Origin of the sequence: Streptomyces sp. FIT100 (genome assembly GCF_024584805.1) — a bacterium.
In the GTDB taxonomy this organism is placed as follows: domain Bacteria; phylum Actinomycetota; class Actinomycetes; order Streptomycetales; family Streptomycetaceae; genus Streptomyces.
Genome location: NZ_CP075715.1, coordinates 7,429,037 through 7,455,821 on the forward strand (window position 1 = coordinate 7,429,037; position 26,785 = coordinate 7,455,821).

The following is a 26,785-nucleotide window of genomic DNA, read 5'->3' on the forward strand; positions in this document are numbered from 1 at the left end:
GTGACGGGGACAGCCGATTGGCCGAACTCGCCGCGGCGGCCGGAGCATTGCTCCTCAGGGCCCGTCGTCGCCCTCCGGGACGGGTACCCCCTCGGACAGCAGCCCCTCCGCCCGCAGGTCGTCCCAGAGCACGCCCGGCACCGGCCCGCGCAGCATCGCGGCGGCGTCCTGGACCTCGTAGGCGGAGCGGGCACCGACCAGGACCGAGGCGACGGCCGGGTGGGCGAGGGGGAAGCGCAGGGCGGCGGCCCGCAGCGGGACGTTGTGGCGCTGTGCGACCTCCTTCATGCGCAGGGCGCGGTCGAGGACCGGTTCGGGCACGGGCGCGTAGTCGTACGTGGCGCGCGGGCCCGGGTCGGCGAGCAGACCGGAGTTGAAGACGCCCCCGATGATGACGCTCTTCCCCCGCGCCGCCGCCTCCGGCAGCACCTCGGCGAGGCCCTCCTGGTCCAGCAGGGTGTACCGGCCGGCCAGCAGCACGGCGTCCACGTCGGTGTCGCGCAGGAACCGGGCCAGCATCGGCGCCTGGTTCATGCCCGCGCCGATGGCGCCGACGACGCCCTCGGCCCGCAGCTTCTCCAGGGCGGGGTACGCCTCGGTGAAGACCTGCTCGGCATGGTTGTCGGGGTCGTGGAGGTAGACCACGTCGATCCGGTCCAGGCCCAGGCGGCGCAGGCTCTCGTCGATGCTGCGGCGCACGCCGTCGGCGCTGAAGTCCCACACCCGGCGCAGGTCCGCGGGGACGGCGAAGCCGTTGGCCAGGTCGTCGCCGCCCGGGCCGCCGGGCCGCAGCAGCCGCCCGGCCTTGGTGGAGAGGGTGAACTCGCGCCGGGGCCGGGTGCGCAGGGCATCGCCGAGGCGCCGCTCGGACAGGCCGAGCCCGTAGTGCGGCGCCGTGTCGAAGTAGCGGATCCCGGCGTCCCAGGCGGCGTCCACGGCGGCCCAGGACTGCCGCTCGTCGATCGGCGTGTACAGATTGCCGAGCGCCGCCGCGCCCAGGGACAGCTCCGAGACGGCGACGCCGCTGCCGCCGAGGTGATGGCTCTTCATCCCGGGCTCACTCTCCGGCCGGGCGCAGCCGCAGGCCGGCCATGCCGCCGTCGACGGCCAGGGCGGTTCCGGTGACGGAGGCCGCGGCCGGGCTCGCGAGATAGCCGATGGCCGCGGCGACCTCGTCGGCGGTGACCAGACGGCCGCTGGGCTGGCGGGCGTTGAGCGCCGCCCGCTCGGCGGCCGGGTCGTCGGCGGCGTCGAGCAGCCGGGACACCCACGGGGTGTCGGCGGTGCCGGGGTTGACGCAGTTGACCCGGATGCCCTCGCGGACATGGTCGGCGGCCATGGCGAGGGTCAGTGCGAGCACGGCGCCCTTCGACGCCGAGTACAGGGCGCGCTGGGGGAGTCCCGCGGTGGCGGCGATGGAGCAGGTGTTGACGACCGAGGCGCTGCGGGACGCGCGCAGGTGCGGCAGCGCCGCGCGGGTGGTGCGGACGACGCCGAGCACATTGACGTCCAGCACGGCGTGCCACTGCTCGTCGGGGTTGTCCTCGACGGTGCCGATCGCCCCGATGCCCGCGTTGTTGACCAGGATGTCGATGCCGCCGAGCTCCTGTGCCGCCGCCGTCACCGCTTCCCGTACGGAGGCGTCGTCGCCGACGTCGGCCCGCAGCGGGACGAGCGGCTCCTCGACGGTGTCCGGCTTGAGGTCGAGGACGGCCACGCGGGCGCCGCGGGCGCTGAGCAGCCGCGCCGTGGCCAGCCCGATGCCCGATGCCCCACCCGTGACGACGGCGCGGAGGCCGGAGAGGTCGGAGAGGTCGGAGAGGCCGGAGAGGCCGGAGAGGCCGTTCATGCCGTGACCTCCTTGCGGTCCGCGAGGTCGGCGGCCCAGAAGGCGCCGTCCGGGTAGCTGAACTCGGCGATGGAACCGGGCCGCATCTGCGCCGAGAAGCCCGGTGAGCGGGGTGCCGCGTAGCGGCCGGCCGCGACGACGACCGGGTCCTCGAAGTGCTCGTGGAGGTGGTCCACGTACTCGATCACCCGGTCCTGGACCGTGCCGGACAGGGCGACGAAGTCGAACATCGACAGATGCTGGACGAGTTCGCACAGGCCCACGCCGCCGGCGTGCGGGCACACCGGCACGCCGAACTTGGCCGCGAGCAGCAGGATGGCGAGGTTCTCGTTCACACCGCCGACGCGTGCCGCGTCGATCTGGAGGATGTCGACCGCCCCGGCCTGGAGCAGCTGCTTGAAGACGATGCGGTTCTGGACGTGCTCGCCGGTGGCGACCTTGACCGGGGCGACCGCCCGGCGCACGGCGGCGTGCCCGAGGATGTCGTCCGGGCTGGTGGGCTCCTCCAGCCAGTACGGCTCGAACTCGGCCAGCGCGGCGGTCCATTCGGCCGTCTCGCCGACACCCCACCGCTGGTTGGCGTCGATCGCGATACGGATGGACGGACCGACGGCGGCGCGGGCGGTGCGCATCCGCCGGACGTCGTCGTCGAGGTCGGCGCCGACCTTCAGCTTGATCTGGGTGAAGCCGTCGGCGACGGCCTCCTTCGCCAGGCGGATCAGCTTCTCGTCGTCGTATCCGAGCCAGCCGGGCGACGTCGTGTAGGCGGGGTAGCCGCGCCGCAGGAGCTCGGCCCGGCGTTCCGCGGCGCCGCGGCGGCCCTCGCGCAGCAGCTCCAGGGCGTCCTGTGGGGTGAGGGCGTCGGCGATGTAGCGGAAGTCGACCTGGGAGACCAGCCACTCCGGCTCGGCGTCGGCGAGCAGCTGCCACAGAGGCTTGCCCTCGCGCTTGGCGGCCAGGTCCCAGACGGCGTTGACGACCGCGCCGATCGCCATGTGCATCACGCCCTTCTCGGGGCCGAGCCAGCGCAGCTGGCTGTCGCCGATCAGCGCCCGGCTCACCGAGCCGGGGTCGGTGCACAGTTCGGTGACGGACCGGCCGATCAGATGGGGCCGCAGCGCCTCGATCGCGGCGACCTGCACGTCGTTGCCGCGCCCGATGGTGAAGGTGAAGCCGTGGCCCTCGAGCCCGTCGCCGGCGTCGGTGCGCAGCACGAGGTACGCGGCCGAGTAGTCCGGGTCCGGGTTCATCGCGTCCGAGCCGTCCATCTCGCGCGAGGTGGGGAACCGGATGTCATAGGTGTCGACCGCGGTGATCCGCGGGATGTGCTCGCCCAAGAGGATGCTGCCTCTCCGTCTGCTCGTGCGTGTCGTGGTGGTCATGGTGGGCGCGGTGGGCGTGGTGGTCATGGGGGGCGTCGTGGCTGCCGAGGCCGTCGTGGCGCTCATGCCTGGCCGAAGGTCTGGCGCTGGAGCCCGAGGCCGTCGATGGTGAGCTCGACGGTGTCGCCGTGGCGCAGGTAGGGGCTCCCGGGCAGGCCGAGGGCCACACCCGCGGGGGTGCCGGTGTTGATGAGGTCGCCGGGCTCCAGGACCATGTACTGGCTCAGGTACCAGACGAGGTAGGCCACGTCGAAGATCATGTTCTTGGTGCTGCCGTCCTGGCGGGTGATGCCGTTGACGGACAGGTGCAGGCCGAGCGACTGGGGGTCGGGCACCTCGTCGGCCGTGACGAGCCAGGGCCCGAGGGGGTTGAACGTCTCGCAGGACTTGCCGAGGTCCCACTGCGGGGAGAAGTCCAGCTGGAACTCGCGCTCGGAGACGTCGTTGCTGACCGCGTAGCCGGCTATGGTGCGCAGCGCCTGCTGCGGGCTGTCCAGGTAGCGGCCACGCCGTCCGATGACGACGCCGAGCTCGACCTCCCAGTCGGTCTTCGCGGAGTTGCGCGGGATCAGCACGTCGTCGTACGGGCCGACGACGGTGCCCGGGTCCTTCATGAACACCACGGGGCGGGGCGGTACCGGCGCGCCGGTCTCCTTGGCGTGGTCGCGGTAGTTGAGCCCGATGCACACCACCTTGCCCGGCCGGGCGACCGGCGCCCCCACGCGCATGCCGGCGGAGTCCAGCTCGCGCAACGCGCCCGAACGCAGCGCGGCGCGGGTCTCCTCGACTCCGCCCCCGGCGAAGAACGTCCCGTCGATGTCCGCGGTGACCGGGGACAGGTCGAGCAGGCTGCCGTTGTCCGCCAGGACGGCGGGATACTCCCTGCCGGGGGCGCCGAGGCGCATCAGTTTCATGGGAACTCCTTGGGGAGGTGCGGGCCATGGCCGGGACGGAGTCGATGGCGGCCGGCAAGACATCCGATGATTCGTCGGACTGCCGCGCACTCTACGACCCTGATGCCCGACTTGGCCAGTAGTGATCGGACGTATATCCTCGAATAGTTGGTGGCCCGGCGCAGGGGGACAAGGTGCTGCGCCGGACCGGAGGATTGCTCCGATGAATCCCTGACCTGCGCTGTTACGCAGACGCAGACGCAGACGCCGGTGCCGGGGCGGGCGCGAGGTCGACCGCGACGACCGTGCACAGACCGTCGAGCAGCTCCGACGGGATCTCGATGTGCAGCTCACCCGTCGGGTCGGGCGACGCGGCGTGGACGTCCCTGAGCCGGGCGTGCGCGGTCCATACGAGCGGGTCGCCGCTGCCGAGCAGCGTCACGCCGCGGACACGGTTCACCGGCATGCCCCGGACCGTGATCCGCTCGTAGGGCCGCATGGTGAGGTGCAGATACAGCCGGGTCGCCCCGCCCGCCAGCGCGCGGCGGGTGGACGGCCCATGGAACTGCCACAGCTCCAGGCCCGCCTCGGTGCCGTGGATGCTCTCGGCGTGGCGCTCCATCCAGCCGGCGAGCGCTTCGAGCCGCTCGACCGCCTGGGGCGGGAAGTCGCCCTCGCCGGTCGGCCCCACGTTCAGCAGCAGGTTGCCGCCCATGGAGGCGGCCTCGACGAGGGTGTGCAGGATGGCCGTCGGCGTCTTCCAGGTGTCGTCCGACGGCACGTGCCCCCAGGTGGTGTTCATGGTGAGGCACGCCTCCCACGGCCCGTCCGGCGCCATGATGGGGAGCTGCTGCTCGGGTGTGGTGAAGTCGCCGTGGCCGACGCAGCGGTCGTTGACGAGGGCCCCCGGCTGACGGGCGCGGATGAGCTCCCGTATCTCGCCGAAGCCCCACTCCTCGGCGCTGTACTCGAACTCGCCGTCGAGCCAGACGATGTCGAGGTCCCCGTAGGAGGTGAGCAGTTCGTCGAGCTGCCCGAGCATGAACGCGCGGAAGCCGGCCCACTGTTCGGGCGTGCCCTTGCGGTAGACCCCGACCCGGTACGGCTTGGCGACGGCGTCGTCCGTCAGCCGCGGATAGTCCTCGTGATGCCAGTCGACGTACGAGAAGTACAGGCCGATCCTGAACCCGCGGGCGCGGAAGGCGTCGACGACCTCCGCGGTGACGTCCCGGCCCCAAGTCTTGGAGACCGAGTAGTCCGACAGTTTCGTGTCGTACATCGCGAAACCGTCGTGGTGCTTGGCGGTGAAGACGACATAGCGGGCCCCCGCCCGCCAGGCCAGCTCGGCCCAGGCGGCGGGGTCGAAGCGCTCGGGACGGAAGGAGCCGGCGTTGGCGAAGTACTCGCGGCAGGTGACGGGTTCGAGGGGAGGCTCCTGGAGGTGCACACCGCCGGTCATCTGCCAGCTCAGCTCCCAGCCGCGGGTGCTGGCGTGCCCCCAGTGCAGGAAGAGGCCGAGGCCGAGCTCGTTGAACCAGGTCGTGGACGGGGTGGACGGGGTGCTCACTCTTTGCTTCCTCCGGCGGTGATGCCCTGGGTGATGAACCTGAGCCCCGCGACGACGAGTACGACGGCGGGGACCGCGAGCAGCACGAGGGCGGCGAAGTACTGCGAGGTCTGCTCGGGGGTGGGTCCGAAGGCGGACTGGATGGTCTGGACGGCCTGGGCCGCGGTGGTCAGCTCCGCCCGCTTGATGATCATCGACGGGAAGACGAAGTCCTGGAGCGACCACATGACCGCCAGGGCGCCCAGGTTGACCAGGGCCGGGCGGGTGGAGGGCAGGAAGATGTGCCAGAAGATCCTGGGGTGGCCGGCCCGGTCGATGCGGGCCGCCTCGATCATCTCGTTCGGGATCCCGTCGGCGTAGTTGCGCAGCAGCAGTACGGCGAAGGGCAGGGTCAGCGCGGCCTCCGGGAGGGCCACGCCGAGCGGCGAGTTGAACAGGCCGAGCTGCCCGGTGATCCAGTAGACCGGCACGATCACGGCGACCGCGGGCACGGCCAGGAAGATCAGGACGAGGTGGTACAGCGTCTCGCGGCCCGGGAAGGCCAGCTTGGCGAAGGCGTACGCCGCCATCGCGCCCACCCCGCACACCAGCAGCGCGTGCAGCGCGGCGATGAGCAGGCTGTTGGCGAGCGCCCGGACCAGGCTCACTCCGTTGAACGTTCCGGTGAGCACGGTGAGGTAGTTGCGGAAGCCGCCGTGCGCCACGGATTCGCGTACGGCTGTCACCAGCGGGAACGCCCACAGCAGGGCACCCACGACCAGCACGGTGTAGACGGTCGCGTTGTCGCGCCCGCGCTGGCGCAGCCGGCTCAGGGGGACGTCGCTCATCGGGCGGACCTCCGCTGGACGAGTATCTGGACGGCGGAGATGGCGAGCGCCACGAGCAGCACGATGACTGCAGCCGCCGAGGCGTAGCCGACCCGGCCGGCGCCGAGCATGGTGTTGTACAGGTAGGTGCCGGTGATCTGGGTGCGGCCGCCGGGTTCGCCGTCGGTGGAGAAGTAGACGACGTCGAAGGCGCGGAAGCTCATGAGCAGCACCGACAGGATCACCGTCTTGTGGGTGTTGCGCAGCATGGGGAAGAGGATCAGCCGGTAGATCTGGCCGGCCCCGGCCCCGTCGATCATCGCGGATTCGAGGACGGACGTGTTCAGCGTCGTCAGATCCGAGGTGTAGTACATGACGGGAAGTCCGACGAGATAGACCAGCAGCACGAAGAGCGCGCTGTAGGCGGGTCCTGTGCTGCCGAGCCAGTCCTGGGTCAGCGAGTCGAGCCCGACGGCGCGCAGGGCGGCGTTCACGGCGCCGTCGTCGGTCTCCAGCATCCGCCCGAAGACGGTCGCGAAGAGCGACAGCGGGATCAGCGACGGCAGCAGGAACACGGCGTAGAAGAAGCGCCGCAGCCGCACGCCGCTGGCCAGGGCGACGGCGAGGAAGAAGCCGAGGGTGAGCGCCGCGGCGATGGAGACGGCGGCGAAGAGCAGGTTGTTCAGGAGCGCGGTGTGGAACGCGGGATCGGTCAGCACCAGGCGGAAGTTGGCCAGCCCGACATCGGTGACGTCGGTGAAGGACAGCGAGGTCTGCTTGGTGCTCATGTCGGCGAGGAAGCCGAACGCGTAGAGGTAGTAGACGCCGTAGAAGAGCAGGAGCGGGGCGAGGAAGACGGCGGCCGGGAGCAGTGCGCGGGCCGCCCGGCGGCGCCGCGGCCGGGCCGCCGCCGGCGGGCGCGCCGTGTGCACGCGCCCGCCGGTGGAGTGCTGGGTCATGGTCACTTCTGCGTGTACCGTCCGCTCGCCCACTCCACCTGGAGCTTGTCGGCCGCCTTCTCCGGCGTGGTCTGCCCGCGCAGGACGTCGAGGATCGTGTTGCCCTCGACCTGGTTGAGGAACGCCTGGTTGGAGTTGCGGGCCGAGCCGTCGGCCGCGATGACGTCCTGGACCGCCTGGTATCCCTCGCGGGCGGCCTTGGTGGTGAGGACCGAGGAGTCGACCGTGAAGCCGTCGAGTGCGGGCACGAGCACCAGGTCCTTCGACCACTGCGAGACACCGTCGCCCAGGGTCATGTACTCGATGAAGGCCGCCGCCTCCGCGACGTGCTGGGAGCTCTTCGGGATGGCGAGGCCGCCCTCGGCCAGACCGCGGGCGGCGGGCCTGCCGCCGTCCCGGACGACGGGGAAGGCCCCGGCACCGACGTCCGTGAGACCGATCTTGTTGGCCTTGCGGTACGAGGCGGAGAGCAGCGAGCTCTGCCAGGACCCGTCGACGAGGAAGGCGGCCTTGCCGGAGTTGAACAGCTCTGCCGGGCGGGAGCCCTTGAGGCTGAGGACCGAGGTGTCCACGACACCGTCGTCGAAGAGCGACTTGTAGCTCTTGAGCGCTTCCACCACGGCTGGGTCGTTCCACTTGGCCTGGCCCGCGGCGATCCGGTCGGACAGCTTCGGGTCGGTCTGGCCGGCGATGGTGAAGAGCATCTCCTCCTGCCAGAACGGATCACCCTGGAAGACCACGGGCGTCACGCCCGGCTTCGCCTTCTTGATCTTGCCGACGGCGGTCCTGAGCTCGGCGGCTGTTCCGGGGAAGGGGATGCCGAGTTCGGTCAGGAGCGCGGCGTTGGAGTACATCACCGCGCTGCCGATGGATCCCATGGGCACCGAGTAGAGCGTGTCGTCCTCGGCGATCCCCGCGGTCTGGTCGACCATCTGCCCGTTGAGCCTGTCCCGCCAGCCGGCGGGGAGCTCGGCCTGCCAGCTGTCCACCGGGCGGAGCTGCTCGCGGACCGTGTTGGTCATGGCGGCGACCTGGACGCCCACGATGTCGAGGGATTCCCCGCCGTTCAGCGCCAGCGGAAGCTGCTTCTGGTAGTCGGCGGCCTCGAACTCCCGCAGCCGGATCCTGATGTGGGGGTTGTTCTTCTCGAAGGCGCCGATCGTCTCCTTCAGCGTTGCCTCGGGCGGGAACCACGTCCAGTAGTCGAGCGTGACGGTCTGGCCAGGGCCGGCGGTCTCCTGGGCGGCGTCCTGCGCCCCGCCGACGCCGCCGCTGTCACCGCACGCCGCGGTGAGACCGAGGGCCAGGACGGCGGATGCCGCGGCCAGTGCACGGAGTGGACCGCGCATGCGTACCTCCAGGTGTTCGCGATGCCCGCATTAACGTCTACGATGGAGACAAAAATCAACCCCCTGTTACGTGTTTGTTGGGTCGGGCAAGATCAGGGGTTTGTTCCGCGACCGCGAGGGCGATCGGCCCCCGGCCGCGACCCCGGCCGCGCCCCGGCCCCGACGACGAGTGGAGGTGCCCGTTGGCAGGAGACGCCGACGCGACGCTGCTGTCCGTGTTCCGCCACCTCGTGGACCACGGCCCGCTCACCCGGCCCGAACTGGGCACGGGCGTCGGCCTCGCCCGCGCGACCACCTCCGGCGCGGTCAACGACCTGATGCGGCGCGGACTCGTCGCCGAGCTCGCCCCTGCCCCGCAGGCCGGCCCCCAGGGCCGCAGAGGCCGCCCCACCGCCCTGCTCGACCTGGACGACGAGCGGCACGCGGTGGCCGGCCTGGAGATCGGGATCGACCGCATCCTCTCTGCCGTCTACAGCCTCCGCGGCCGCGAACTCCTGCGTACGGAACGCTCCGTGGAGCCCGAGTCGGTCAACCCCCGCAGCCTGCTGCGCCGCGCCCAGACGGCGCTGCGCGAAGTGCTCGACGCCGCCGAGGACGACCGGCGCACCCTGCTCGGCGTCGGTGTCAGCGTCCCCGGCCTGGTCGACGCCTCGACCGGCACCGTCAAGTACGTCCCCAGCCTCGGCTGGCGGGACGTCGCCCTGCGCGCCGGCGTCGACGAGGCCCTCGGCGGCCGCACGCCGGTCCTCGTCGACGGCGACGCCAACTTCGCCGCCCTCGCCGAGCGCCGGGCGCGGCTGCGCGAAGGGCTGGAAGCCGCCAGCCTGATCTACCTCACGGGGACGTACGGCATCAGCGCGGGCGTCATCGCCGACGGTCGGCTGTGGCGTGGCGGCAGGGGCATGGCCGGCGAGGTGGGCCATCTCGTCGTCGACCCCGACGGCCCGGTCTGCGTCTGCGGACGCCGCGGCTGCTTCGAGACCCGCGCCGGCCTCTCGGCGATCACCACGGAGGCCCTGGAGCCGGCCGCGCACCGGCGCCGCGCCGGCGCGGCGCGCGCCGTGCTGTCGGCCGCCGTCGACGAACTCGTGGCGCGGGCGCGCACGGGCGACGAGCGGGTCTGCGGCGTGCTGGCCGAGGCGGGCCGCTGGATGGGCCGCGGCGCGGCGGCCCTCACCGCCGTGCTCGATCCGCGGGTGGTGGTGCTGGGCGGCCACTACGCCCGGCTCGCCCCCTGGGTGCTGGAGCCCGCGCGCGAGGCATTCGCCGGCGCACAACTGGTCCCGGGGACGGACATCCCCACGCTCGAAGTGTCGGCAGGCGCCGACTGGGCCCCGACCGAGGGGGCCGCCCTCGCGGTGCTGATGTCGTTCGCCGACGGGTCCCGCCCCCTGCCCGCCGCTGACTGACGGTCATCTCCGGGCGGCGGACAGGTTTTTGTCGCCGTGCGAGACGGAAGTATTGACCGTGCCCGGGCCACCGCGTAGCTTCGCCGACCAGTGCCGACGCGTGCGGAGCCGAAGGGACACGGGACGTCCCGCCGGAGACCCCGCCATGCGCTGCCGGACCGCCGACGCCACGTCCCCGTGTCCGGCCCCCGCCGTCATCCCCCTCAGCCAGGAGGCCCCTGTGCCGCGCTCCCAGACACCCCCGCCGGCGACGGCAGCAGCTGAAGGACCCTCCCGCCGCTCGGCATTGCGGATGCTCGGCGGAGCCACCGGCGCCGTTCTGCTGGCCGGCGGCGCCGCGGCCGCGGCCCCGGGCGCGGCCCACGCCGCCACGCTCGTACCGCAGGCCGGGCCGGTGCCCCTGCCCATCGACCAGAGCGCCACCACCGACAACCTCACCGTCCTGCTCGGCACCAGCGCCGCGCACTCCTCGGACATGACCGTGTACGGCGCCACCGAGGGCCGCAAGAACTTCTGGATCCAGAACTTCGTCTCGGGCACCGGCTCCCTGTCCTGGCAGGTCTCGGTCCAGGCCGGCGACATGTACCGGGTGTACGCACTCGTCAACGCCCAGCCCAACCAGCAGCTGACCGTCGCGGTCAGCGGCACCTCGTCCTCACGTACCTTCACGACGGCGAACGCCGCCACCTGGCAGCGGATCGACGCCGGCACCCTCACCCTCCCCACCGGGACCAGCACCATCACGCTGACCCGCAACACGTTCACCAACGACCTGTACGTCAAGTCGCTGGAACTGGTCCGTGAATCCGACGTGGCCGCCCGCCAGCAGCGCATCACGGCCGCCCGCGCGGACACCACCTGGTTCAGCCAGGGCGGCTACGGCCTGATGTTCCAGTACGGCTCCTGGGGCTTCCCGGACAACGTCGGCACGGCCAAGCCGCTCAACCAGCAGGCAGCCGACTTCCACGTGCCCACGTTCGTGAAGCTGGTGCAGGAATCCGGCGCGGCGTACGTGATCTGGTCGTTCAGCTGGTGGGGCTACCACCCCGACATGCCCGTCGGCGCGATCGAGTCGATCACCGGCGACCCCTCGTTCACCGCGGACCGCGATCTGATCGGCGAGATCGCCGCGGCCCTCAAGGCCGTCGGTATCCGCTTCCTGCTCTACTACCACACCGGCTCGGAGGAATCGGCCTGGTGGACGAAGCAGAACTTCCCCACCTCGTTCTCCGCCAACGGATCCGGCGACCGCTCGACCTTCCTCGCCCAGTGGAAGAGCGTCGTCACCGAGATCGGCACGGCGCTCGGCAGCGACCTCGACGGCTTCGTCTTCGACGACGGCATCATCTACTACCCCGCCCCGTTCGAATCGCTCCAGCAGGCCGCCCGCGCGGGCAACCCCGACCGGCTGGTCTCCTGGAACAGCTGGAACCTGCCGCGCCTCACCGACTTCCAGGACGTGTACTTCGGCGAGGCCAGCCAGGGCCAGAGCCAGAGCGGCAGCGCCGGCGCAGGCGGCAACGGGGTGTTCACGAGCGGCCCGTACCAAGGACTGCTCCAGCACGGCATGTTCACGATGGACGGCGACTGGGGCGTCCACACCCAGGGCGGCAACAAGATCACCACCCTGTCGTCGGTCACCAGCAGCGCGGCGATCGGCTGGGCCACGAGCGCCGCCTCCCGCAACGTGCCGATCAGCTTCGACCTGATGATGTACGAGGACGGCACGGTCGCCGACAGCGATCTGCGCATCCTCAACGACGTCCGCCAGGCGGTCCACGGCACCCCGGCCGCCGTACCGACCGGGACCACCGTCGTGAACGACACGGACCCCGCGATCGGTTACAGCGGCGTCTGGACCCACGCCACCGGCCGCGGCGCCGGTGACCACGGCGACGACGTCCACTGGACCTCGGCCAACGGCGCGTCGTTCAGCTACACGTTCACGGGCACCGGCATCGACGTCATCGGTCCCCGGAGCAGCTCCAGCCGGAACTTCACCGTCACCGTCGACGGCACCCTGATCGGCACGTTCAGCCAGTACGCGGCCGGCGGCTACCAGGCGCAGGCGGTGCTCTACAGCGCCCGCCACCTGACCCCCGGCACCCACACCATCAAGGTCACCAAGGTCGACGGAACCTACCTCCAGCTCGACGCCCTGCGTATCGTGCCCGCCCCGAGGACCCTCAACGACACGGACCCCGCGATCAGTTACGGCGGCGTCTGGACCCATGGCGCCGGCCGCGGCGTCGGCGACCACGGTAACGACGTCCACTGGACCACGGCCAACGGCGCGAGCGCGACCGTCACCTTCACCGGTACCGGCATCGATGTGCTCGGCCCGATGGAACCGAGCGACGGCACGGCCACCGTCCGCCTCGACGGCACCCAGGTCGCCACGATCAAGGCCACCCACAACGGCGCCTACAGCCCCCAGCAGCACTACTGGGGCATCCGCAATCTCACCCCCGGCACCCACACCGTGCAGCTCACCAAGACCGGCGGGACCTACTTCCAGCTGGACGCGGTGAAGATCCGGCCCTGACGCCGTCACGGCGGGGGATAGCCGTGGGCCCCGTACAGCCGGACGAAGTGGGCCGCGACGACGGTCCCGGTGCGCACGAGGCCCCGGGGCCCGCGCTCGTAGAGCGTGACCAGCTCCCGGCCGCCCGGACCGATCGGCTGGACTGGGGCGTGTTTCGAAAGTCCCGCCTGGCCCACGACGCCTGGCACGCACTCCCCCGTAGCCCTTCGGGCACGGGAGGTGCCCCCACGCTGCGTTGTCGGAGTCGTCCAAGTACGTCCAGTACGAGAACGACCCTCCGCCTTGCGATCGCACGCACCAGACGCCGTGGGCCCCGCCCTGCGGGCGGACGGCGCCACTTTCGAAACACGCCCTAGGCGGCCGCCGGGGCGCAGCTGGCCGGCCGGCGGCCCCGGCACCTCAGGGAAGGCGGCGCTGACGACGACGGCGTCGTACGGCGCGTGCTCCGGGACGCCGAGGGTGCCGTCGCCGACGACCACGGTGACGTTGGCGATGCCCTCGCCGGAGAGGCCGGCGCGGGCCTCCTCCGCGAGGTCCGGCCAGCGCTCGATGCTCACGACGTACGCGGACAGGCGGGCCAGGAGGGCGGTCTGGAAACCGCAGCCGGTGCCGATCTCCAGCACGCGCTCGCCGCCGGTGAGGCGGAGCGCGGCGACCATCGCGGCCACGAGGGAGGGCTGCGTCGTCACCTGCCCGTGGGCGATCGGGACCGGTACGTCCAGGTATGCCGACCGGCGGTGCGCGGCGGGGACGAAGGCCGCGCGCAGTGTGCTCCGCATGGCGCCCAGCAGCCTCTCGTCCGTCACACCGGCGGCGCGGGCGGCCGTGACCAGGTCTTCGGGGGTGGGTTCGGAGCCGTCGCGGGACATCGCTGCCTCCCCCGTTCAGGTTAGCCAACGGGCCGGGCGATGAGTTCGCCGCTCCGGAGCGGTCGTACCGGTACTCGCCCATCTACGAGGAGGTATCGATGCCCACCGATGGATTCACCACGTGCCTGTGGTTCGACGGGCAGGCCGAAGAGGCCGCCAACCACTATGTGTCGATCTTCGAGAACTCCCGGCTCGGCCGGATCGTCCGCTACACCGAGGCCGGGCCCGGCCCCGCGGGATCCGTCGTGACCGTCGAGTTCGAGGCCAACGGCCAGAAGTTCGTCGCCCTGAACGGCGGGCCCCAGTTCACGTTCACCGAAGCCGTCTCGTTCCAGATCCTCTGCGCCGACCAGGACGAGATCGACCACTACTGGAGCAGGCTCACCGAGGGCGGCCAGGAGGTCCATTGCGGCTGGCTGAGAGACAAGTACGGACTGTCCTGGCAGGTCGTTCCGGCCGTCCTCGGCGACATGGTCGCCGACCCCGACCCGGAGAAGGCGAAGCGGGCCACCGAGGCGATGCTCTCGATGGTCAAGCTCGACATCGCCGTCCTGGAGAAGGCGTACAAGGGGGAGTAGGCGCGCAGGGGAGGCCCGTCGGCCCGCTCTTCGCGGGGCGCGGAAAGTGACTGCTAAAGTAGAATGTACAACTTTTACTTTGGCATTCATCTGTTCGAGGTGGTCGACATGGCGAGCCGGATCAGGCTGGAGGACAGGGAGTGCCCGCTCTCCACGACCGTGGGGCACGTCGGCGAGTGGTGGACGCTGCTGATCCTCCATGACGCCTTCGACGGGTACACCCGCTTCGACCAGTTCCAGGAGAACCTCGGCATCTCGTCGAGCATGCTGACGACGCGCCTCAAGGCCCTGGTCGACGACGGGCTGCTGGAGCGCCGCCCGTACCAGTCCGCTCCGGTGCGCCACGAGTACGTCCTCACCGGCCTCGGCCGCTCGCTGCGGCCGGTGATCGTCGCGCTCGCCGCGTGGGGCAACTCCCGTCTGGCGCCGGAGGAGCGCAGCATGATCCTGATCGACGCCCGCACGGGCGAGGAGGTCGAGCCGGTCGTCGTGGACGCCGCCACCGGGCGGCGCCTCGACGACAGCGACACCTTCGTCTACACGGCGGGCCCGGCCGCGAGCGCCACGATGCGCGCCCGCTACCGGGGTGGCGAACGCAGGTGAGCCTGCGGCCGGGCAGGGCCCCGGGCCGGGCCCCGAGTCGTGCCGCGGGCCGGGACGCGAGGCCGGGCCCCGCGCCGGGTCGGCCACTGGGTCGGCCTCAGGGGGCGATGACCAGCCGTTCGATCAGGCCGTCCCGCAGGGTGAACCGGTAGCGCAGATCGGCGACGCCGCCGGGGAAGTCGCCTTCGAGCCGCTGAGCGGCCACGTAGTGGTCCGTGTCCCCCTGCTGCGCGCCGGTGAGCGTGGTGGTGAACGTGTACTCACGGGCCGCGCTGTCCAGCCATGCCTCGATCTCCGCGCTGCCCGAGTGGGTCCTGTCCTCGTCGGTCACGGTGGCGTCGCCGGTGAACGCCTTGACGGCGGTGGCGGTGTCCCGGTCGCGGTGCGCGGCCAGATAGCGGGTGACGACCTCGGGCAGGGCGTCGGTGGGGATGGTGCGGAGCCGGGTGTCGTTCATGGTCTTCCCTGTCTTTGCGTCGTCCCTGCGTCCGGGCAGGCAGTGACTTCTAGAAGTGAAGTTATTACTTCGACTCTAGCACTAACATGCACGCCTGCCGGACGCGGGGAAGACCTCACGCGGGGCAGCCCGAGTCGGCGATCACGAAGTGGCCCGGGGCCGTCTCCTCCAGCGTGTGTGTGACGAAGACGTTGTAGAGGCCCATGTTCTGGTTCGAGCCGTTGGCATAGACGGTGCCCAGGCTCTGATGGGCCCGGCCGGCGGCCACATGGTTGTAGTTGTTGTCCGTGTAGCACCGGTGGGCGGCCCCGGCGGTGGTCGCCTGCACGGAGACCGAGGACGCGCCGACGGCCCCCGAGCCGTCCACGGCGGCGACGGCGTAGCCGTAGGCCGTGCCGGGAGCCAGCCCCGTGTCGGTGAAGGACGCCGACGACGGAGCGCCGACCTGGGCCCCGCCGCGGAGGACGCGGTAGGAGACGGCGCCGTCGACCGCGTTCCAGGACAGGGAGACCGACGACTCCGTGGCGGCGGTGACCGTGAGTCCCGAAGGCGCGGGCAGAGAGCCGCCGCCGTCAGGGGCGCCGAGGTTCCAGGACCGCCCGATCCAGTACGAGGCGCAGATGTTCACGTCCAGGACGTACGCACCGGCGGTTCCGCACTGGGTGGCCCCGGTGCCCGGGTCGACCGGCTGACCGTGGCCCATTCCCGTGATGGCGTACGACTCGACGACCGGCGCGCCCGCCCCGTTCCGGTACACCTTGTGCTGCGCGCCCTGGACCGTGTCGCCGACGTCGGCGACCGTGTCCGTGCCGTGCACCTGGGTCCACTGCTCGACGAGCTCCGTCATGTTCATCGGCGCCACCGTGCTGTCGCTCGTCCCGTGCCACACCGACATCGTGGGATACGGCCCCGCGTAGGAGGGATGGGCGGCACGGACCTTGTCGCCCCACTGCCGAGCGCTCAGGTCCGAGCCCGGGTTCATGCAGCTGAAGCCCTCCGCGACGCTGCGGGCGCAGTCGAACGGAAGGCCCGCGACCACCGCCGCACCCGCGAAGACGTCCGGATAGGCGGCGGCCATCACCGAGGACATGGCCCCGCCGGCGGAGAGTCCGGTGACATGGACGCGCGAGGCGTCGATGCCGTGATCGGCGGCCATCCTGTCCGTCATCTGCTTGATGGACAGCGCCTCGCCCTGGCCGCGCGAGAAGTCGCCCGACTGGAACCAGTTGAAGCAGGAGTTGGCGTTGTTGGCGGCCCTCTGCTGCGGCAGTACGAGAGCGAAGCCCCAGGCGTCGGCCCACTTGGTCCAGCCGGTCTCGCTGTCGTACGCGGCCGCCGACTGGGTGCAGCCGTGCAGGGCGACCACGAGCGGCCGCCCGGCCGGGAGGCCGTCGGGAACGTAGCGGAACATCTGGAGATTCCCGGGGTTGGAGCCGAAGCCGGTCACCTCGGTCAGGCTCGCCGCCTGCGCGGCGGGAGCGGGGAGCAGCCCGAGGACGAGGGCGATCAGGGACAGCACGAGCGCTGCGGCGGAGCTCCGCCGGGGGCGCTGGGCGCGCGAGAAGCGGGGATTCATCGGTCACCTCGGTGAGTGCGGTGCTGCTGCGTGGGCGTGGGCGTGGGCGTGGGCGTGGGTACGGGCATGGGCATGGGCATGGCGGTGCGTCCTCGGCCGCCCGCGAGCGGACACCCGCGCGCTGCCCCGGAGTTACGGGGACGTTACGACCCGCGGTTGCGGCGGGTAATGTCGATGCGCTCCACCCCGCGCGGCCCCGCACTGTGGTCCGCAGCTGTTGCGGCAGCACACCGGTCCGGCGCAGGACGGTGGGTCATGTGTGAGGTGTGTGACGTCTGGTCGGCCGGCCGCCGAGTGCGGCATGCTCTGCGCGAGTCCGTCCATGTGGCGCCGCTGTGGCCGCCGAAGCGCGTGGCGGCACAGGGTGACACGTGGCGCACTGCTCGCGCGCATGTGGTCGTCGTTCGTCGAGAGGACCGAGGGGACAGCTGGTGGAAGCACGCGGAGTGGGGCGACGCACGTTCCTCGGATACGTGGTGGCGGCACCGACGTTGACGGTCGCCGCCCAGCTGGGCGAGGCGGCGGTGGCGCCGCCGCGCGCCGCGGCGGCCGTACCCTCCCCGCCGACCGCCTCCGAGCTGTACGACCTGAACGACCTGCTGACCACCGCGGCGCTGCCGACCGCCAACCTGATCAGCATCCGCATCGACGCCGACGGCACGGCCTCCTTCGCGCTGCCCCGGGCCGAGGTCGGCCAGGGCATCACCACCTCCAGCGCGATGCTGATAGCCGAGGAGCTCGACCTGCCGCTGGAGAAGATCCGGGTCACCCTGGCGGACGCCCGGCCCGAGCTGCTGTTCAACCAGCTCACCGGCGGCTCGAACACCACCATCTCGACCTTCACACCGATCCGGGTCGCGGCGGCAGTCGCCCGGGGCCGGCTGCTGGAGGCCGCGGCGCTCGAGCTCGGTGAGGCCGTCACCTCGCTCACCACCCGGGCCGGCGCCGTCCTCTCGTCGACCGGGCGGAGCCTGACCTACGGAGAACTGGCCGTGAAGGCGGCGAGCACGGCCACCGAACAGGTCCCGGTCACGCTGAAGGAGCCCGGCGAGTTCACCGTCATCGGCACCCCGCGGCGGCGCATCGACGCGCTGGAGGCCGTCACGGGCCGCAAGCAGTACGCGATGGACGTGCACGTGCCCGGCGCGCTGCCGACGATGGTCTGCCGGCCGCCGACCATCAACGGGACCGTCCGCTCGGTCGAGAACCTCGACGCCGTGCGCGCCATGCCCGGCATCACCGACGTCGCCCGGATACCGACCGGGGTCGCCGTCCGCGGGCGCACCTTCGGCCAGTGCATCGACGCGGTCCGCGCCCTGGAGGTCACCTGGGGACCCGGCACCGCCGAGGGAGCGTCGGACGCCACCGTCCTCCAGAAGCTGCGCAGGGCCGAACTCCCGCTGGTCGTCCCGCCGCTGGACCTGCTGACCAAGGCGGTCGACGCCCGCTTCACCTTCCACTTCGCCAGCAACGGCGCCCTCGAACCCAACTGCGCGGTGGCCGACGTCAGGCCCGGCCGCGCCGAGATCTGGGCCAGTCTGAAGTCACCGATCGTCACCCAGGAGCAGATCGCGCTCCGGCTCGGCCTCCCGCCGTCCGCCGTCACGGTCCATGTCACCGAGGGCGGCGGCTCGTTCGGCCGCAAGCTCTTCTCCGACGCGGCGCTCGAAGCCGCCGAGATCTCGCGGGCCATGGGGAAACCGGTCAAGCTGATGTGGCACCGTACCGACGACTTCCGTCAGGGCCGGACGCATCCGATGTCCACCTCGCGGGTCCGGGCGACGTACGCCCTCGGCAATGTGCTCACCTACGAGCAGCGGCACACCTCGGTCGCCACCGACTTCGGGCACGGCCTGGGCGAGGTCATCACCGCCCAGGCGGCCCAGCTCCCGGTCGGGGACCTGACCTTCTCCGAGACGGTCTTCCAGCTCACCCAGCAGAGCCCGTACCACTTCGGCGTCACCACCCAGCTGCTCAGCGAGACCGACAAGGGCTTCAACACCGGCAGCATGCGCAACATCTACTCGCCCAACGTGCGCTGCGCACAGGAGCTGATCGTCGACGAGCTGGCGAGACGGATGGGCAGGGACGCCCTCGCGTTCCGCCGCGCGTTCCTCAAGGACGAGCGGGCCAGGGCCGTCCTCGACAAGGCCGCGGAGGCGGGGCAGTGGGGGCGCCCGATGCCCGCCGGTACGGCGCAGGGCATCGCGGTCCACCCCGAGTACCACGCGTTCGTCGCCGTACTCGCCGAGATCGACTGCCGGCCGGAGACCACCGGGCGGCGGATCCCGAACGCGTACACCGGGCCGCGCGTCACCAAGGTCGTCTGCGCCGTCGACGTCGGTCTCGCGGTCAACCCCCGCGGTCTGGAAGCACAGATGATGGGCGGGATCATGGACGGGATCGCCCTCACCCTCAGCTCGGGACTCCACCTCCAGGACGGGCACTTCCTGGAGGGCAGCTGGGACAACTACTTCTACACGCGGCAGTGGAACACCCCGCCCGAGCTGGAGATCATCGTGATGCCGCCCACCACCGGGAAGCCCGGCGGTGCGGGGGAGCTGGCGGTGGCCGGCGCGATGGCGGCCGTCGCCTGCGCCTACGGGCGGGCCACCGGTGCCATGCCGACCCGCTTCCCCGTCAACCACGGCGAACCGCTCGGCTTCGAGCCGATGCCCACCAGCCCGCCGATCCCCGCGTCGCCCACCGACGGCCTCAGCCGTGCCGACCAGGGGGCGTCCGGTGGATCAGGCGCGAGCCCGGCATGATCCGCCGGACACCCCTAGGTCGTGTCTTCAAAGTCCCGTCTGCCCGGCGACGCCTGGCACGCACCCTCGCCGCGTTGTCGTCGGTCGCCTATGTCCCCCGTAGCCCTTCGGGCACGGGAGGTGCCCCCACCGCATGGACTCCCTCCTCCGCCTCGCGATCGCACACACCAGACGCCGCCAGGCCCGCCCTTCGGGCGGACGACGCTACTTTGAAGACACTCCCTAGCCATGTCCAGCAGCCGCGCCCAGCCCTGTCCACCGCCCCCCTCCCACCACCCCGCCCTCCAGGAGAGACCGTGCCCCGACACACCTTCATCCTCAACGGCGAGCCCGTCACGGCCGAAGTCGAGGACGACGTACGGCTGCTGTGGGTGCTCCGCGACGTCCTCGGGGTGACCGGGCCGAAGTACGGCTGCGGGGTGGGCGTCTGCCGGGCCTGCACGAGCCACATCAACGGCAGGGCGTTCAACCCCTGCGCCGTGCCGGTCAAGGACATCGCCGCCACCGACGAGATCACCACCGTCGAGGGCCTGCCCGCCACCGTCGGCAGGGAGCTGCACCCGATGCAGGAGGCATGGCTCGATCTGGACGTCGCCCAGTGCGGCTACTGCCAGCCCGGCCAGATCATGACCGCGGTCGCCAAGGTCCGTGAGGCGCGCGAGGCGGGCCGGGAGATCGGTGACGCGGACCTCGACGAGATCCGCAACATCTGCCGCTGCGGCACCTACCACCGCATCCGCGAGGCGATCCGCGCGGGGGCGTCGCGCTGGTGACCCGGGCGGTGCGGCCGGGGGCGGCCGGTGTGCCCGCCCCCGGCCACGGCCGTCAGGCGTTGGGGTCGAACGGGATGCCGGAGGGCTTCGCCTCCGCCAGGTGGGAGTTGAAGCTGCCGTCCTTGAGGCCGAAGTGCGCGCTGCCGAAGTCGGCCTGGCTCAGCTTGTCGCGGAGGCCCGCGGGGTAGCCGTTCCAGCCCACCAGGTCGGGGTACTGCCACACGCCCTGGTGGTTCTCCGGCGGCTCGTCGTTGGCGGTGGCGGCACGGAAGCAGTGCGTGCTGATGCCGTCCTTGTGGTAGACGATCTTGGCGTGGCTGCCGTCCCAGCGGATCTGGTCACGGGAGTGGACGGTGAAGTCGCCGTGGTTGGAGGTCGAGACGTACTGGGCCTGGTCGTTCTGCACCCAGACCACGATGTGCTCCCAGTCGTGGCGGTGCCCGCCGAGGCTGGTGCCCGACAGGGCCTGGTCCTTCTCGAAGTAGAGGCCGTAAAGGACGGCGCACCAGCCGTTGTTGCACTTGGAGCGCGCGTACGCGTTGGTGTTGTCGAGGTCCGAGGCGTCCCGGCACTGGCCGTTGAGGGCGCCGGAGGGGTTCAGACCGGGGTTGAGGGTCCCGTCGGGGCCGATGGCGGGAGTCGCGTAGCAGCCGTCCGTGTCGTAGTCCAGGGCGGGCTGGAACGTCTGCTCCATCGGGTCCGCGTTGGCGGGCAGCGCGCTCGGCGGAGCGGCGAGCGCGACACTGGGGAAGGCGACGACGAGCGCGAACGCGCCGCCGATGACGAGCGAGGCCTTGCGGATCCTTCGGCCTGTCTTCACTGCGTCCTCCTGATCGACCTCGGTAGGGGGCAGGACGGGAGCGATGCTGTCATGCCCAAGTCATGGCCGAGTCAGCTTGTCCGGCCCGCGTTGACGGTCCGAGCGTCGAGAGGTGTCTTGGCGGTGAAGGCCCAACCAATAGAAGAAGCAGGTCAGTTGGTGCCTCGTGCGGGTGTCCGTGGCCGCGCGGGAGCCGCACGCGCCCCGCCCGCTCACACGAGGGGCGGTGTGATCCTGGTGTAGGCCAGTCCTCCGCTGGTGCCGCCGGGGCTGGTGACGGTGACCTGGACGGACCCCGCGGATCCGGCGGGGGCGACGGCGGTGACCTGTGTGGCGGACACGACGGAGAACGCGGTCGCCGTGGCGCCGAAGAGGACCGCCGTCACGTTGGTGAGGTTGGTTCCGGTGAGGGTGACGGTGTTGCCGCCGGTGGTCGGTCCCTGGTTGGGGGAGAGGGCTGTCAGCGTCGGCGGCGCGACGTACTGGTAGCCCACGCCCCCGCTGGTGCCGCCGGGGGTGATGGCGGTGACCTGGACGCTCCCCGCGGTTCTGGCCGGGGCGGTCGCATTGATCTGCGTGGAGTTCACGACCGAGAACGTGGCTGTCGTGGTGCCGAAGCGGACACTCGACGCGTTGAGCAGGTTGGTTCCGGTGAGGGTGACGGTGTTGCCGCCGGTGGTCGGCCCTTGCGTGGGCGACACGCTCGTCAGGGTCGGCAGCGCGGCGTAGAAGTACGACAGTCCCGCGCTGGTGCCCCCGGGGCTGACCACGGTGACCTGGGCGGCCCCCGGGGTGCCGGCAGGGGCGGAGGGGGCGACGGCGTTGACCTGGGTGGCCGACACGATCGCGAAGGCGGCCGACGAGGTGCCGAAGCGGACCGCCGTCACCTGGGAGAGATTGGTCCCGGTGAGCGTCACCGAGGTGCCCCCCGCAACGGGTCCCTGAGTGGGCGACAGGGTCGTCAGGGTGGGCAGCGCGACGTAGAAGTATGCCAGTCCTCCGCTGGTGCCGCCGGGGCTGACCACGGTGACCTGGACGTTCCCCACGGCTCCGGGAGGTGCTGTGGCGGTGATCTGCGTGGCGGACGCGATCGAGAACGCAACTGCGGTGGTGCCGAAGAAGACGGTCGTCACGTCGCCGAGACTGGTTCCGGTGAGGGTGACGGTGTTGCCGCCCGCGGTTGGTCCTTGATTGGGGGACAGGCCCGTCAGGGCAGGTGCCGGCATGGCGCCTCCTTGCATCGGTGGACGGATACGGCCGTGGGGGACGGCCAGAGGGGGTGGGGCGCGGTGGCGGCCCGGGCGCCTGCCAGGGTGCCCGGGCCGCCTGTCTGCCAGGCAGGTGCGCGCAAGCGCCGATCAGATGCCGGGGCCCGCCACGTAGGTGTAGCCGCCGGCCTCGGTGACGCTTCCGCCGCTCGTGGTGACGACGACGTCGACGGCACCCGCCGCACCGGGCGGTGTGACCGCGGACACCGAGGTGGCGCTGGCAGCGTAGAAGGGCGCCACCACGCCGTCGAAGGTGACCGACTGGGTGGTCGCCAGCTGGGTTCCGGTGATCGTGACCGAGGTGCCGCCGGCCGTCGAGCCGGACGTCGGACTCAGCGACACGATCGTGGGCACATCCACGTAGGTGTAGGAGAACCCGTTGTTCGTGCCGCCCGCGGTCGTGACGCTCACGCCGACCGTGCCGGCGGTGCCGGCGGGAACGGTGACGCTCAACTGGCTGTCGGAGTTGACCGTCGGGGTCGCGTTGTTGGCCCCGAAGGCGACAGAGGTGGCCGTCAAGAGACCCGTGCCGGTGATGGTGATGGTGTTGCCGCCGGCGGAGGGTCCCGACGTGGCGCTCAGGGCGGACTTGAACGGTGCGCCGACGTAGAAGAAGTTCAGGGGATTGCTGGTGCCCGCCGCCGTGGTCACCGTGACCTCGACCGTACCGCTGCCCGAGGGGGAGGTGACGGTCACGACCTCGGGGTGTTGGCGGTGATGGTGGCCAGCTTGCTGCCGAACCTCACGGCAGTGGCACCGGCGAGGTTGGTCCCGGTGATGGTGACGGTGGTGCCGCCGCCGGTGGATCCCTGGTTCGGGGAGATGGGCATGGCGTACCTCCTGAGGGGGAAACCGTGGAGTTGGACGTGCACCGCACTTGGTTAGGCGGTACACAGGGGAAACCGGATTCTCCATGCATGAGCTCGAATTCCGTGGCGTCGACGACTTGCCGACCCGGAGTCGAATGCGCGCCCCGGAAAGCGGGGCGTCAAGGAGTGGGTGAAGGAGGGGAGATGATGGCGCCGCGGCGGGCGGAGCCTGGCCGTTCGTACCTGCTGTGCGACCGCCGGCCCAGTTGTGGGAGTGGGCTTACCGTGCCGCTCAGCTGCATCTATTCACCCATCCGGGTAAGTCCGCGCACGACCCCTCGCCAGGCAGGAATGCGAGAATAGCCGATTTCATCTCGCTCAAGTTCTCGCATGTCGAACGGATTTGCAAAGTGCGGGAGTTCGAGGGGTGGACGCGTGATGCCGGTGTGGCGCAGGGATGTGACAGGTTTTCATTGCGCCGGCTCAATCCTGGGGTCGGCGGCCGTTCGCAGGCTCGCCTGATTTTCTCAAGTAACCTTAATGAAAAGCGAGTTACGGCAATTGCCGGTGGCTCATCCCGGAAGTTCACCGCCGGTGATACCGGAACCGACGTTTTGTGTGCGGAAGGCGCCTTGTGTGGGATGCTCAATCGATTTTTGGCCGCCGTAACCGTGCATGAGCCATCTGTAGGCTCCCGCTCTTCCTCCCGCTCTTCCTCCCGTGCGGCGCGCGCCGAGCGGCTGCCCCCAGGCCCATCACTGGGCGGTACTCGTTCACGGAGCGTTGTCGGCGCGTCCATCCCGCCTGTCTAGCCTCCGGACCGCGTCATTCCGACGGCCGTCCGGCCGTCGGCACAGGACACGACTCGGTGGAGAAGCCCGTGGAACGTCGTAACTTCCTGCGCGGAGCGGTCATCGGCACCTCGGCGGCCGCCTTCGGCGGCTCGCTGTGGCGCGGCGCGGCGGTCGCCGCCCCGGCCCAGCCGGGCACCGGCCCCTACGGGGCGCTGGGTGCCGCGGACGCCAACGGCATCGAGCTGCCCGGCGGCTTCACCAGCCGCGTGATCGCCCGCTCCGGACAGACCGTGCCCGGCACCTCGTACTCCTGGCACTCCGCCCCCGACGGCGGGGCCTGCTACGCGGACGGCTCGGGCTGGATCTACGTCTCCAACTCGGAGCTGCCCCTCATCGGCGGCGCGAGCGCGGTGAAGTTCAACGCCTCGGGCACGGTCGCCGGCGCCTACCGCATCCTCAACGGCACCAACTCCAACTGCGCGGGCGGCGCCACGCCGTGGCAGACCTGGCTGTCCTGCGAGGAGGTCGGCCGCGGGTACGTCTACGAGACCGACCCGTGGGGAGTGAAGGCGGCGGTGCGCCGCCCGGCGATGGGCCGCTTCAAGCACGAGGCCGCGGCCTGCGACCCCGAGCGCCAGGTCATCTACCTCACCGAGGACGAGAGCGACGGCTGCTTCTACCGGTTCCGCCCGACCACCTGGGGCGACCTGTCCAGCGGGACCCTCGAAGTGCTCGTCGGCGACACCGCCGCCACCTCGGGCGCGGTGAGCTGGGCCGTCGTCCCCGACCCCGACGGCTCCCCGGTGACGCGCGGTCAGGTGGCCGGCGCCAAGCGGTTCAACGGCGGCGAGGGCTGCCACTACGCGGGCGGCGTCTGCTACTTCACCACCAAGGGCGACAACCGCGTCTGGGCCTACGACGCCGCCGCCTCCACCATCGACCTCTCCTACGACGACTCGCTCGTCCCGAGCGGTGCCGCCCCGCTGACCGGCGTGGACAACGTCACGGTCTCTTCCTCGCGCGACATGTTCGTGGCCGAGGACGGCGGCAACATGGAGATCTGCATCATCACGCCCGAGGGCACGGTCTCCCCGTTCCTGCGGATCAACGGCCAGTCCGGCTCCGAGATCACCGGCCCGGCCTTCTCGCCCGACGGCCGTCGGCTGTACTTCTCCAGCCAGCGCGGCACCAGCGGCAACACCCTGGGCGGCGGTATCACGTACGAGGTCACCGGCCCGTTCCGCGGCTGACCCGAACCGGCTCCGTCGGCGCGACTGCGGCTGCGACCTGACTGCGACGGCGCCGGGCTTCGGACACCCTCTCGGTGTGCCCGAAGCCCGGCGCCGCTTTCGTGGTGCTCGCTTTCGGACAGGATCCCGACGCGGGGCGAACGCCCCATCTGTAGGTAAACAGCCGCGGCGCACGCGGTATTGACACAACGTCGAACTGATGGTGCCGCAGGTGCGCCCCGACGGATGGCCCCGGCAGGTGGACGCGGGTAGACCGGCCGAAAAGCGCCCTTGTGCCAAGGGGAAGCGGAGCTGAGGATTCCTAGCACGCTGATTGTCAGGGTCATGACTCAAGCGGTCGTGCCCAGGGTCGGCGTGTCCGCGGGCCCGCCCACCCAACGGGCCCCAGACCCCCACATGGAGGATGTAGTGAACTTCAAGCGCTCCCCCCTCGGCGCCACCGGCAGACGTGCACGGCTGACCGCCGTGGCCGCCGGCCTGCTGGCCGTCGCCGCGCTCACTGCTCCAACGGCATCCGCCGCCCCCACCCCCGCACCCCCCGCCGCCGCCTCGGCCGCCGCACTGGCCCAGGCCGGCGACGCCGTCCGCGGCGCCGACGTCGCCGGCACGGCGTGGTACACCGACCAGGCCTCCGGCAAGGTCGTCGTGACCGCGGACAGCACCGTGTCCGGCGCGGAGATCGCCGCCATCAAGGAGGCCGCGGGCGACCGCGCCTCCGCGCTGAGGATCAACCGGACACCGGGCACGTTCAGCAAGCTGATCGCCGGCGGCGAGGCCATCTACACCGGCGGCGGCCGCTGCTCGCTCGGCTTCAACGTCCGCAGCGGCTCCACGTACTACGCCCTCACCGCCGGCCACTGCACCAACATCGGCAGCACCTGGTACACCAACTCGTCCCAGACCACCCTCCTGGGCTCGACCGCCGGCTCCAGCTTCCCCAACAACGACTACGGCATCATCCGGCACAGCAACGCCTCCGCCGCCGACGGCCGGGTCTACCTCTACAACGGCACCTACCGCGACATCACCTCCGCCGGCAACGCCAGCGTCGGCCAGTCCGTCCAGCGCAGCGGCAGCACCACCGGCCTGCACGGCGGCACGGTGACCGGCCTCAACGCCACCGTGAACTACGGCGGCGGGGACATCGTCTCCGGCCTCATCCAGACCAACGTCTGCGCCGAACCCGGCGACAGCGGCGGCCCGCTCTTCGCGGGAGGCACCGCGCTCGGGCTGACCTCCGGCGGCAGCGGCAACTGCTCCTCCGGCGGCACCACGTTCTTCCAGCCCGTCACCGAGGCGCTCAACGCCTACGGCGTGAGCGTCTTCTGACCGATCCCCGGTTCACCGGCGGTGGCGGGCCTTCCTGCGGGAGGGCCCGCCACCGCCCGTTCCTGTGACCAGCGTCCCCCACCCCATGAACAGCCCAGCGGCCCTTGCACGAAGGGCACTCGCTCGGCTTCC

The 26,785-nt window shown here is 71.3% G+C and carries 21 protein-coding genes and 1 pseudogene; 8 read left to right on the forward strand and 14 right to left on the reverse strand.

Features of this window, described 5'->3' with window-relative positions:
* Nucleotides 1-54 precede the first annotated feature (54 nt).
* The 8 genes from KK483_RS33155 to KK483_RS33190 form a co-directional block, all read right to left on the reverse strand.
* The gene (locus tag KK483_RS33155) at nucleotides 55-1,050 is read right to left on the reverse strand and encodes an aldo/keto reductase (protein ID WP_262008906.1); all 996 of its coding nucleotides are present in this window, start codon (nucleotides 1,048-1,050) and stop codon (nucleotides 55-57) included.
* Nucleotides 1,051-1,057: 7 nt separating this feature from the next.
* Nucleotides 1,058-1,849 carry an SDR family NAD(P)-dependent oxidoreductase gene (locus tag KK483_RS33160; RefSeq protein ID WP_262008907.1) on the reverse strand — a complete coding sequence of 264 codons (792 nt, stop codon included), beginning with the start codon at nucleotides 1,847-1,849 and terminating at the stop codon, nucleotides 1,058-1,060.
* Nucleotides 1,846-3,117, reverse strand: coding sequence for an enolase C-terminal domain-like protein (locus KK483_RS33165; protein WP_262009798.1), 1,272 nt, complete (start codon nucleotides 3,115-3,117; stop codon nucleotides 1,846-1,848). Before KK483_RS33165 ends, KK483_RS33160 begins: the two co-directional genes overlap by 4 nt.
* A 176-nt stretch (nucleotides 3,118-3,293) precedes the next feature.
* The gene (locus tag KK483_RS33170; RefSeq protein WP_262008909.1) at nucleotides 3,294-4,145 is read right to left on the reverse strand and encodes a fumarylacetoacetate hydrolase family protein; all 852 of its coding nucleotides are present in this window, start codon (nucleotides 4,143-4,145) and stop codon (nucleotides 3,294-3,296) included.
* 223 nt (nucleotides 4,146-4,368) lie between these two features.
* The gene (locus tag KK483_RS33175) at nucleotides 4,369-5,691 is read right to left on the reverse strand and encodes an alpha-L-fucosidase (protein ID WP_262008910.1); all 1,323 of its coding nucleotides are present in this window, start codon (nucleotides 5,689-5,691) and stop codon (nucleotides 4,369-4,371) included.
* Nucleotides 5,688-6,518 carry a carbohydrate ABC transporter permease gene (locus KK483_RS33180; RefSeq protein ID WP_262008911.1) on the reverse strand — a complete coding sequence of 277 codons (831 nt, stop codon included), beginning with the start codon at nucleotides 6,516-6,518 and terminating at the stop codon, nucleotides 5,688-5,690. The genes KK483_RS33175 and KK483_RS33180 overlap by 4 nt, the downstream gene beginning before the upstream one ends.
* Nucleotides 6,515-7,456, reverse strand: coding sequence for a carbohydrate ABC transporter permease (locus tag KK483_RS33185; protein WP_262008912.1), 942 nt, complete (start codon nucleotides 7,454-7,456; stop codon nucleotides 6,515-6,517). Before KK483_RS33185 ends, KK483_RS33180 begins: the two co-directional genes overlap by 4 nt.
* 2 nt (nucleotides 7,457-7,458) lie before the next feature.
* On the reverse strand, nucleotides 7,459-8,805 hold the full coding sequence (locus tag KK483_RS33190; RefSeq protein ID WP_262008913.1) for an ABC transporter substrate-binding protein: 1,347 nt from the start codon (nucleotides 8,803-8,805) through the stop codon (nucleotides 7,459-7,461).
* A 182-nt stretch (nucleotides 8,806-8,987) separates the two neighbouring features.
* On the opposite strand from KK483_RS33190, the gene KK483_RS33195 reads away from it, so the two are divergent.
* Nucleotides 8,988-10,214, forward strand: a complete 1,227-nt coding sequence (locus KK483_RS33195; protein ID WP_262008914.1) for an ROK family transcriptional regulator — start codon at nucleotides 8,988-8,990, stop codon at nucleotides 10,212-10,214.
* Between the two features lie 220 nt (nucleotides 10,215-10,434).
* Complete coding sequence (locus KK483_RS33200; protein ID WP_262008915.1) at nucleotides 10,435-12,759, forward strand: hypothetical protein; 2,325 nt, start codon at nucleotides 10,435-10,437, stop codon at nucleotides 12,757-12,759.
* 5 nt (nucleotides 12,760-12,764) lie between these two features.
* Here KK483_RS33200 and KK483_RS33205 read toward each other — a convergent pair whose 3' ends face one another.
* Nucleotides 12,765-13,628 carry a protein-L-isoaspartate O-methyltransferase gene (locus KK483_RS33205; protein WP_262008916.1) on the reverse strand — a complete coding sequence of 288 codons (864 nt, stop codon included), beginning with the start codon at nucleotides 13,626-13,628 and terminating at the stop codon, nucleotides 12,765-12,767.
* A gap of 98 nt (nucleotides 13,629-13,726) precedes the next feature.
* On the opposite strand from KK483_RS33205, the gene KK483_RS33210 reads away from it, so the two are divergent.
* Both KK483_RS33210 and KK483_RS33215 read left to right on the forward strand, forming a co-directional pair.
* Nucleotides 13,727-14,206 carry a VOC family protein gene (locus tag KK483_RS33210; protein ID WP_262008917.1) on the forward strand — a complete coding sequence of 160 codons (480 nt, stop codon included), beginning with the start codon at nucleotides 13,727-13,729 and terminating at the stop codon, nucleotides 14,204-14,206.
* A gap of 108 nt (nucleotides 14,207-14,314) precedes the next feature.
* Nucleotides 14,315-14,809, forward strand: coding sequence for a helix-turn-helix domain-containing protein (locus KK483_RS33215; protein ID WP_262008918.1), 495 nt, complete (start codon nucleotides 14,315-14,317; stop codon nucleotides 14,807-14,809).
* 97 nt (nucleotides 14,810-14,906) lie between these two features.
* On the opposite strand, the gene KK483_RS33220 is transcribed toward KK483_RS33215, so the two are convergent.
* Nucleotides 14,907-15,266 (reverse strand): nuclear transport factor 2 family protein, encoded by a 360-nt coding sequence (locus tag KK483_RS33220; protein ID WP_262008919.1) that lies wholly within the window; start codon nucleotides 15,264-15,266, stop codon nucleotides 14,907-14,909.
* Between the two features lie 115 nt (nucleotides 15,267-15,381).
* Nucleotides 15,382-16,842, reverse strand: coding sequence for a PHB depolymerase family esterase (locus tag KK483_RS33225; protein WP_262008920.1), 1,461 nt, complete (start codon nucleotides 16,840-16,842; stop codon nucleotides 15,382-15,384).
* Nucleotides 16,843-17,273: 431 nt separating this feature from the next.
* On the opposite strand from KK483_RS33225, the gene KK483_RS33230 reads away from it, so the two are divergent.
* Nucleotides 17,274-19,610 (forward strand): molybdopterin cofactor-binding domain-containing protein, encoded by a 2,337-nt coding sequence (locus KK483_RS33230; protein WP_262008921.1) that lies wholly within the window; start codon nucleotides 17,274-17,276, stop codon nucleotides 19,608-19,610.
* A gap of 296 nt (nucleotides 19,611-19,906) precedes the next feature.
* Nucleotides 19,907-20,383, forward strand: a complete 477-nt coding sequence (locus KK483_RS33235) for a (2Fe-2S)-binding protein (protein WP_262008922.1) — start codon at nucleotides 19,907-19,909, stop codon at nucleotides 20,381-20,383.
* A gap of 52 nt (nucleotides 20,384-20,435) precedes the next feature.
* On the opposite strand, the gene KK483_RS33240 is transcribed toward KK483_RS33235, so the two are convergent.
* The 3 genes and pseudogenes from KK483_RS33240 to KK483_RS33250 form a co-directional block, all read right to left on the reverse strand.
* A complete protein-coding gene (locus KK483_RS33240; protein WP_262008923.1) occupies nucleotides 20,436-21,203 on the reverse strand; it encodes an NPP1 family protein in 768 nt (255 codons plus the stop codon).
* Nucleotides 21,204-21,415: 212 nt separating this feature from the next.
* Nucleotides 21,416-22,429 (reverse strand): IPT/TIG domain-containing protein, encoded by a 1,014-nt coding sequence (locus tag KK483_RS33245; protein ID WP_262008924.1) that lies wholly within the window; start codon nucleotides 22,427-22,429, stop codon nucleotides 21,416-21,418.
* A 132-nt stretch (nucleotides 22,430-22,561) separates the two neighbouring features.
* Nucleotides 22,562-23,301: pseudogene (locus KK483_RS33250) on the reverse strand (IPT/TIG domain-containing protein).
* A gap of 859 nt (nucleotides 23,302-24,160) precedes the next feature.
* Here KK483_RS33250 and KK483_RS33255 point away from each other — a divergent pair.
* Together KK483_RS33255 and KK483_RS33260 are read left to right on the forward strand one after the other, a co-directional pair.
* Nucleotides 24,161-25,324 (forward strand): PhoX family protein, encoded by a 1,164-nt coding sequence (locus KK483_RS33255; RefSeq protein WP_262008925.1) that lies wholly within the window; start codon nucleotides 24,161-24,163, stop codon nucleotides 25,322-25,324.
* A gap of 408 nt (nucleotides 25,325-25,732) precedes the next feature.
* Complete coding sequence (locus KK483_RS33260; protein ID WP_262008926.1) at nucleotides 25,733-26,653, forward strand: S1 family peptidase; 921 nt, start codon at nucleotides 25,733-25,735, stop codon at nucleotides 26,651-26,653.
* Nucleotides 26,654-26,785 lie beyond the last annotated feature (132 nt).

Excerpts from the sequence above, each read along its gene's own strand:
- KK483_RS33155 (WP_262008906.1), bottom strand. The coding sequence starts at position 1,050 with ATGAAGAGCCATCACCTCGGCGGCAGCGGCGTCGCCGTCTCGGAGCTG.
- KK483_RS33160 (WP_262008907.1), bottom strand. The coding sequence starts at position 1,849 with ATGAACGGCCTCTCCGGCCTCTCCGGCCTCTCCGACCTCTCCGACCTC.
- KK483_RS33165 (WP_262009798.1), bottom strand. The coding sequence starts at position 3,117 with ATGGACGGCTCGGACGCGATGAACCCGGACCCGGACTACTCGGCCGCG.
- KK483_RS33170 (WP_262008909.1), bottom strand. The coding sequence starts at position 4,145 with ATGAAACTGATGCGCCTCGGCGCCCCCGGCAGGGAGTATCCCGCCGTC.
- KK483_RS33180 (WP_262008911.1), bottom strand. The coding sequence starts at position 6,518 with ATGAGCGACGTCCCCCTGAGCCGGCTGCGCCAGCGCGGGCGCGACAAC.
- KK483_RS33185 (WP_262008912.1), bottom strand. The coding sequence starts at position 7,456 with ATGACCCAGCACTCCACCGGCGGGCGCGTGCACACGGCGCGCCCGCCG.
- KK483_RS33190 (WP_262008913.1), bottom strand. The coding sequence starts at position 8,805 with ATGCGCGGTCCACTCCGTGCACTGGCCGCGGCATCCGCCGTCCTGGCC.
- KK483_RS33205 (WP_262008916.1), bottom strand. The coding sequence starts at position 13,628 with ATGTCCCGCGACGGCTCCGAACCCACCCCCGAAGACCTGGTCACGGCC.
- KK483_RS33210 (WP_262008917.1), top strand. The coding sequence starts at position 13,727 with ATGCCCACCGATGGATTCACCACGTGCCTGTGGTTCGACGGGCAGGCC.
- KK483_RS33215 (WP_262008918.1), top strand. The coding sequence starts at position 14,315 with ATGGCGAGCCGGATCAGGCTGGAGGACAGGGAGTGCCCGCTCTCCACG.
- KK483_RS33220 (WP_262008919.1), bottom strand. The coding sequence starts at position 15,266 with ATGAACGACACCCGGCTCCGCACCATCCCCACCGACGCCCTGCCCGAG.
- KK483_RS33225 (WP_262008920.1), bottom strand. The coding sequence starts at position 16,842 with ATGAATCCCCGCTTCTCGCGCGCCCAGCGCCCCCGGCGGAGCTCCGCC.
- KK483_RS33245 (WP_262008924.1), bottom strand. The coding sequence starts at position 22,429 with ATGCCGGCACCTGCCCTGACGGGCCTGTCCCCCAATCAAGGACCAACC.